Origin of the sequence: Pelomicrobium sp., from assembly GCF_036803785.1 — a bacterium.
Lineage (GTDB): Bacteria > Pseudomonadota > Gammaproteobacteria > Burkholderiales > UBA6910 > Pelomicrobium.
In genome coordinates this window covers 1-7927 of the sequence record NZ_DAIRTR010000133.1, presented here as the reverse complement: position 1 = coordinate 7927, position 7927 = coordinate 1, and the positions used below count along the sequence as shown (strand labels likewise).

General features: G+C 64.8%; 6 protein-coding genes. 1 reads left to right on the top strand and 5 read right to left on the bottom strand.

The window, feature by feature from the left end; all coding sequences use genetic code 11:
- Nucleotides 1-60 precede the first annotated feature (60 nt).
- Entirely contained in the window at nt 61-834 is a 774-nt protein-coding gene (locus V7Q81_RS13100; protein ID WP_333844022.1) for a class I SAM-dependent methyltransferase, read from the bottom strand.
- Between the two features lie 87 nt (nt 835-921).
- Here V7Q81_RS13100 and gloB point away from each other — a divergent pair, with 87 nt between their 5' ends.
- Nucleotides 922-1686 carry a hydroxyacylglutathione hydrolase gene (gene gloB / locus V7Q81_RS13095; protein ID WP_333844020.1) on the top strand — a complete coding sequence of 255 codons (765 nt, stop codon included), beginning with the start codon at nt 922-924 and terminating at the stop codon, nt 1684-1686.
- Nucleotides 1687-1710: 24 nt separating this feature from the next.
- On the opposite strand, the gene V7Q81_RS13090 is transcribed toward gloB, so the two are convergent.
- The 4 genes from V7Q81_RS13090 to V7Q81_RS13075 form a co-directional block, all read right to left on the bottom strand.
- A complete protein-coding gene (locus V7Q81_RS13090; protein ID WP_333844018.1) occupies nt 1711-3753 on the bottom strand; it encodes an ABC transporter ATP-binding protein in 2043 nt (680 codons plus the stop codon).
- Entirely contained in the window at nt 3750-5198 is a 1449-nt protein-coding gene (locus V7Q81_RS13085; RefSeq protein ID WP_333844016.1) for an ABC transporter permease, read from the bottom strand. The genes V7Q81_RS13090 and V7Q81_RS13085 overlap by 4 nt, the downstream gene beginning before the upstream one ends.
- Nucleotides 5199-5208: 10 nt before the next feature.
- Entirely contained in the window at nt 5209-6186 is a 978-nt protein-coding gene (locus tag V7Q81_RS13080; RefSeq protein ID WP_333844014.1) for an ABC transporter permease, read from the bottom strand.
- Nucleotides 6183-7927, bottom strand: a 1745-nt coding sequence (locus tag V7Q81_RS13075; protein ID WP_333844012.1) for an ABC transporter substrate-binding protein, incomplete at its 5' end; no start/stop codon positions are given. The genes V7Q81_RS13075 and V7Q81_RS13080, both read right to left, overlap by 4 nt.

Here is a 7927-nt window from a genome sequence, read left to right as displayed (position 1 = left end):
CCCCAGGATTGCCCTTGCACGCCCCGTCGGTGTAGATCTCCACCACGCCGGGTGGCGCGCTCAAGCCGCCTCCTCCCACTCCAGCGCCTCCCGAGCAGTGAGGCGGCGGCCGTCCCCCTCCAACTTGTGGGTGAGGGAGGCGAGGCTCGGCTTAGCGGCAGGTCGCGCCACCCACCCCGGCCGGATGATGCGCATGCCCGGCACCCGCTTGATGGCCTCCAGCAAGTACACGCCGCCCGAGATCGGCCACCATCGGTCGCCCACCCTCTCCAGGAAACCGAAGCGGGCGAGCCATTGCTCGGTCGTGACGGGAGGCGCATAACAGACGAAGCGCCCCGCCGAGACCTCGAAGCCCAGCAGTTTCAGCCAGTCCTTGAGCCGGGGCAGGGAAATGAATTCGCCGGTCCAGGGAAAAATCCGCGGCTCCCGGGCGAGCAGTCGGCGCAGGCCCCAGAGGCTGCGGGGATTGAAGCCAGAGACCAGAACGCACCCCTCGGGCCGCAGGCAGCGCTCCACCTCCCGCAGAATCTGATGAGGATTGGCGCTGAATTCCAGGACATGGGGCAAGACGATCAGATCGATACTGTTGCTCTCCAGGGGAATCTGGCACAGCTCGGCTCGCACGTCCGCCTCTCGCGCGGGACCCAAGGTGAAACGCAAGGGAATGCGGCAGGCGCGCAGAAAATCGACGCCGGTCAGGCCGAACTGGACCGCGTTGAAGCCGAATACATCTGCCACGGCCTGATCGTAATAGGCCTGCTCCCGTTCCAGGAGGTAGCTGCCCAGGGGCGATCGCAGCCAGTCTCTCAGCTCATCGGTTGACACGGTTCTCATCCTTCACCACCATGAGCGGGCAGCCGCTGAGCCGGGGTTTGCCGACAGCGCCCGGCGTGCATTTTTTCACCTACACCCAGCACTCCCATGGTCGAAGTCGTTGCCGTTCCCGCGTTCAAGGACAATTATATCTGGGTCCTCCACGACGGACAGCACGCCGCGGTAGTCGATCCCGGCGACGCGGCGCCAGTGTGGGATTTCCTCGCTCGCCGCACGCTCAAGTTGGTGGCCGTCCTGGTCACCCATCACCACGGTGATCACGTGGGGGGCCTCCCGGCACTACTGGGGCAGGTGCCAGTGCCGGTGTATGGTCCTCGCGGCGAGCCCATCTCTACCGTTACCCGGCCCCTCGGCGAAGGCGATCCGGTCACCCTTCCCGAGCTGGGCTTGAGCTTTCAGGTCCTGGAGGTGCCCGGGCACACGGCGGGACACATCGCCTACTATGGCCACGGGTGGCTCTTTTGCGGCGACACCCTGTTCGCCTGCGGCTGCGGGCGCCTCTTCGAAGGCACGCCGGCCCAGATGTACCGCTCCCTGGAGAAGCTGGCCGGCTTGCCCGGGGACACGCGGGTTTACTGCGCCCACGAATACACCCTTTCCAATATCCGCTTTGCCAAGGTCGCGGAACCGGACAATGCCGCCCTCGCCGAGCGGGAACGGAGGGAAAAGGCGCTGCGGGAGCGCAATGCCCCCACCCTGCCCTCCACCATCGCCCTAGAGCGGGCCACTAATCCTTTCCTTCGCTGCGCCGAGCCGGCGATCCAGGCGGCCGCGGCCCGCCGGTACGGCCGCCCCCTCCATGACCCGGTGGAGGTCTTCGCCGTGTTGCGCGCCTGGAAGGATCAGTTCTGAGGGCTCCTCAGTCAGAGGATCCGCTCAACCGCCATACAAGTGGCAATGCACCGAGCGGGTGGCCGACAGGCGTGTCTCGCCGGGATAGACCCGGCGGCAGACATCCATGGCCTGGGGGCAGCGGGGATGGAAATGGCAACCCGCGGGAGGATGGGCGGGAGAAGGCAGATCCCCCGGGAGCCGGATGATCTCCCGCCGCGAGTCGGGGTCGATGACGGGCACCGCGGAGAGCAGGGCCCGGGTGTACGGATGCCGCGGCGCTTTGAGCACCTCGTCCACGCTGCCCTGCTCCACGATCCGACCCAGGTAAACCACCGCCACCCGATGGGCCAGGTGGGCCACCACCCCCATGTTGTGAGTGATGAAGAGATAGGCGAGGCCCAGCCGCTCCTGGAGCTCTCCCAGCAGATTGAGGATCTGGGCCTGCACCGACAAATCCAGGGCGCTGGTGGGCTCGTCGCACACGATGAGCTGAGGCTCGACCGCGAGGGCCCGGGCAATGGCGATGCGCTGGCGCTGGCCGCCGGAGAACTCGTGGGGATAGCGCAGCCGTGCCTCCGCCGGCAGCCCCACCTGGGCCAGCAGCGCCAATACGCGCTGCGCCCGCTCCCCGTCGGCTGCACCCACTTTCAACGCCCGCATGCCTTCCAGCAGGATGTCGGCAACGCGCATGCGCGGGTTGAGGGAGCTGTAAGGGTCCTGGAAAACGATCTGGAGAGCGCGCCGCAAGGGCCGCAGTCGGCGCCGAGAAAGCCCCGTGAGGTCGGTGCCCTGGAACAGCACTCGGCCAGCGCTGGGACGGATCAACTGCAGGATCGCTTTGCCGAGGGTGGTCTTCCCGGAGCCCGATTCCCCCACCACCGCCAGGGTCCTGCCCGGCTCCAGCTCGAGGCTCACCCCGTCCACCGCCCTGACATGGCCCACGACCCGCTTGAGCACCCCCCTGTGAATGGGAAAATGCACTTTGAGATCGAAAACCTGCAGAAGCGGGCCCGCGGCTTGACGTTCAGGGTGCGCGGCAGAGGCCGCCCATGCTCTGGCGGGCAGCTCGCCCTGGGACGCTCGTGGAGCGCCCTCCGATCCCTGGCTCCCGATGCCTGATCCCGGATATTGATGGCAGCTTACCCCCACCCCGTCTCCCAGTTGGGTCCAGGCGGGTGCCTCGCGCCAGCAGCGCTCCCAGGCCTCGTCGCAACGGTCGGCGAAGCGGCAGCCGACGAACTTCCGGTCGAGGGCGGGCACCGTGCCACGAATGACCGCCAGGGGTTGGCGACGGCTGCGCTCGCTCGGAATCGAGGCGAAAAGCTTTCTCGAGTATGGATGCCTGGGATGGCGGAAAAACTCCCTCGCTCGCGCCACCTCCACGATCTGCCCGGCGTACATCACGGCTACCGTGTGGGCCATCTGCGCCACGACGCCCAGGTCGTGAGTCACCAGCAGGATAGCCATGCCAGTTTGCGCTTGCAGCCGCTGGAGCAGCTCCAGCACCTGGGCCTGGATGGTCACGTCCAGCGCCGTGGTGGGCTCGTCGGCGATGAGAAGATCCGGCTCCCCGGCCAGGGCCATGGCGATCATGACCCGCTGCTTCATGCCGCCGGAAAGCTGAAAAGGATACTCCTCCAGCCTGCGCTCCGGGTCCGGCATCCCCACCTGGGCGAGCAGCTCCACGGCGCGGCGCCGGGCCGCCGTTCCCCTGAGGGACGTGTGTCGCCTCACCGCCTCACCCACCTGGCTGCCCACGCTCAATACCGGGTTCAAGCTCAGGGCGGGTTCCTGGAAGATCATGGCCAGGCGACGGCCGCGCACGCTGCGCATCTCCATTTCGGGTAGGGCGAACAGATCCAACCCATCCAGGAATACCGAACCGCTGACGATGCGGGCCGCCTCCGGCAGAAGCCGCATGATGGACAAAGCGGTCATAGACTTGCCGCAGCCGGACTCTCCCAGCAGGGCAAAGGTCTCGCCCCGCGCGATGTGGAAATCCACTCCGTCCACCGCCCGCACCGGGGCTCGGTCGGTGTCGATCCAGGTCCGTAAGTTTTCCACTCGCAACAGCGGAGCGCTCATGCCGCTCCTCCCGCTAGGGCGGCCCCCTCTCCCCCCCGCACCCGCAGCCGGGGATCGAACGCGTCGCGTACCGCATCGGCGAAAAGGTTCGCCGCCAACACCAGCAGGAACATGAAGACGAAGGCCGAGGCGAGCGACCACCACACCATGGGCTCCCGCGCCATCTCCAGCCGCGCGGCATTAATCATGGTACCGAAGCTGATCATGGTGGGGTCGACTCCAACGCCGATGTAGGACAGCACGGCCTCCGCCAGCACCAGCACGCTGAAATCCAGCACCATGGCAATCAGCACGATGTGCATCACGTTGGGCACGATGTGCCGGGTGATGATGCGCAGATGGGGCACGCCAAAGGCATGGGCCGCCTGGATGAATTCCAGCTCCCGCATCTTCAGCGCTTCTCCCCTGAGCAAGCGGCACAGGCCGGTCCAGCTCGTGATGCCGAGGATGAGGCATAGGAAAAGAAGGCGCATGTCCTGGCGCTGGGTAATGGTGGGGAATAGCTCCGGGCGGGTTTCGATATAGACATGCACCATCAGCACGGCCGCGGCGATCAGTAGCACCCCGGGAATGGAGGACAGGGTGGTGTAGACGTACTGGATCACGTCGTCCACCCAGCCGCGGAAATAGCCCGCCATGATCCCGAGCAGCAGGGCGAAGGGCAACATCACCAGGGTGGTGAGAGTGCCGATCACCAGTCCCGTGCGGATGCTCTTTAAAGAAAGATAGAACACGTCCTGTCCCACCTTATCGGTGCCCAGCACGTGGTAGTGGGTGCACAAGGCGGCGAGGGGTCCGGCCAGCGCCAGGATCACGGCCAGGGTGACGAGCACTGCGTTCCATTGCACTACCGTCTCTCCTCGCCATAGGGCGCGCCAGCTGTCGCCGAGCCCGGCACCCCGGCGGCGCGCCACCCGAGCCGTGATCAGCCCGGCCACGGCCAGCCACAGCAGGGCAGCAGCGAGCAAACCTTTCCCCGCCCGCGCCGCGATGTCGGCTGCCCGATCACGGACGGGATCGGCCAGATGGGCGCCGCCGTACCGCAGGCGAGGATAATCCCGCACCTGCCGCCCGTCGGGGAGTTCGATGGTTTCCTTGGCGTACAAGTGGGTGGCAAACGGGGCCGAATAGGTCTTTTCCTTGCGGGTGCGCAAGGGCTCGGTAATCCAGTCGAGGAGCGAGAGCACCTCCACCGAGTAGACTGGCGGCTTGCCGGGTTCTCCCGGTAGCTGGGGCCGGTAGTGTAGGGTGTCCAACAGCCCCACGGCGGCGTAGAAGGCGAGCACCGTGGCGGCCGCCATGCCGCTGCGGCTTGCGGCCACTCGGCGCCAGGGCTGTCGCAGGTGCTCGTGGCGATGGGCGAACCAGGCGAAGGCAAGCACCAGAAACAGGAGCGCGAACACCAAGGCGTCGGTATAGAGAATCTCGGGCTTGAATCCCGTCAACGCCGTCTCCTTATTCGAACCGCACCCGCGGATCCACCAGGGTGTAGGAAATGTCGGTGAGGATTAGACCCACGATGTAGAGCACCGAACCCAGGAATACCATGGCCCGCACGATGGCGAAGTCCTGGGAGTTAATGGCGTCGATGGTATAGCTGCCGAGGCCCGGGATGCCGAAAAAAGACTCGAAGATGAGACTCCCGAGAAAAAGCGCCGGGATCACCACCACTACGCCTGTCAGGATCGGGATCATGGCGTTCTTGAGTACGTGCTTGAACAGCACGGTCGTCTCGGAAAGTCCCTTAGCTCGGGCGGTGCGCACGTATTCTTTGCTCATCTCCTCCAGGAAGATGGTGCGGTACCAGCGGCTGCTCGCGCCAACGCCGGCGATGATGCCGATGGCGATAGGAAGGATCAGAAACTTGATGGCCGACAAGCCACCCTCGTATCCAGAAATGGGAACCAGCTTCCATACCTTGCCCACCAGGTATTGGCCGCCGATGATGTAGAACAGGGTAGAAATGGACATCATGACCACGCACAGTACCACTCCCCAGAAGTCCAGGTAGGTGGCGCGAAAGAACGCCATCAGCAGGGCGAAGCTCACATAGGTGATGAGTCCGACGGCGAACACCGGAAGCGCGATCGCCAGGCTGGGCCCCATGCGGGTGCGGATGTCGTAGCCGATGTCGCGCCCCGCATCGGAGCGGCCGAATTCGAAACGGAACAGCTTCACCGACTTCTGGAAAAAAATGGTATCGGTGAACTTCGCCGCGCCCCGGGCTTGGGCGTTGTAGAGAAGCGGCCTGTCGTAGCCCCGCTCTTCCTTCCACTTCTGAATCGCCTCGGGCGTCACCCGCTTCACCCCGAGATGGAGGCGCGCCATGTCGTCCGGCGAGTTGACCACGAAGAACAGGGTAAAGGTGATCACGTTGACCCCAATCAGGATGGGGATCGCGTACAGGAGCCGCCGGAGGATGTAAGCGATCACGCCCTCGTCCCTCCTACTCCGGTGGCCGCCTGCGCCGCGGTGCTCCGAGCTGTGCTACGGTTGCGGCGCCGGTACACCGCAAGCGCCGGCAGCACGCTCGCCACCAGCAACCCCGCCATCAAGACGAGGGGCCAGAGCACTGGCCGGTTCCACTCCCGCCGCTTCACCTCCCGCAACTGGGGATCGATCCGCTGGTACTTGAGCCCGTTATTGGCCATCTGGTTTGGCTTGCGGTTGTAGACCCAGCCGTGGTGCAAGGTGTAGTCCTTGGGATAGAAGAACCACATCCAGGGCGCGTCCCGTCGCACGATCTCCAGCATCCGGTCGATCAGCGCCTGGCGCTCCGGCCCGTTGTCCATGTTCTTCATGCGGTCGAACAGGCGATTGAATTCCGGGTTGTCGTAGTTCGCATAATTAGGACCGTTGCCGCCAGTCTTGACCGCGCCCTCGGCGCCGTTTAACAGGAAGAAAAAGTTCTCCGGATCCGGGTAATCGGCGTTCCAGCCGTAGAAAAAGACCTGCACGGCGCCGTTTCGCACCTTGTCCTGGAAGCGGTTGTAGTCGGTGGCGCGGATCACGAGCTGGATGTCGAGCTTCTGAAACTGTTTGGCGAGCCAGTCCAGCCGGGGCTTGTCTCCAGGACCTCGGGCGGTGGTGTCGAAGTGCAGGATGAGGGGTTGCCCGGTGCGGGCATCGCGGCCGTTCGGATAGCCTGCCTCAGCGAGCAGCCGCTTTGCTTCCTCCAGGGATTTGCGCTGCGGCCGGCCGTCCACCCAGTCGTAGACGTAGGGGTTGATCGCTTCCGGCCCCTCCCGGTAGCCGAAAATCCCCGGAGGAATCGGTCCCTGGGCGGGAATGCCGCGGCCATTGAGGAAGATGGAAATGAATTCCTCCACGTCGAAAGCTATGGAAATGGCCTGCCGCAGCTTGCGGGAGCGCTCGTCCAGCCCGCCCACCACGGGGTCCAGCATGTTAAAGCCCATGTAGAACACGCTGGTGGCGACCGAAGTCTGGAGCTGGATGCCCCGGCGCCGCATCTCTTCGGTCAGGGTGATCTCGCCGCCACTGGTGAACTGCACCGCCTGGTCGAAGATGTCGGAGGCAATGCCCGAAGCGTCGTAATAGCCTTGCAGGAACTTGTTCCAGTAGGGGATGCTTTCCTTTTCCAGGCTGAAGACCACCTTGTCGATGAAGGGCAGAGGCTTGCCCGCATCCGCCAGCAGCCCCGCCTCCCGGTCGCCCGGCTCCCCCTCGGAAGGGTAGCGCTCACCCTGGTAATTAGGGTTGCGCTCCAGCACCATCTTCCGGTTGGGATCGTTCACCGTGAGCATGTACGGGCCCGTGCCCACGGGATACCAGTCTAAGGTAATGTTCTTCTCCGCCATCCCCGGCTGGGAGTAGAAGAAATCCGCCTCCCAGGGCACTGGGGCGAAAAAGGGCATCGCCAGCCAGTACACGAACTGGGGATATTTGCCCAGGATGCGGATGCGATAGGTATAGCGATCCACTAGCTCGACGCCAGAAAGGGGATAACGGCGCAGGTCCAGGAAGGCGCCCCGCGCCTCGGACTGCTCGGCGACCTGCTTGAGCGACTGGGCGTACTCCCTCATGCCCACGATGTAGTTGCTCATGAGCCCGAGAATGGGGGAATGGAGCCGTGGATGGGCCAACCGCTTGATCTGGTACACGTAGTCCTCGGCGGTCAACTCCCGGGTGCCCGTATGCTCGAAGTCCCCCAGGG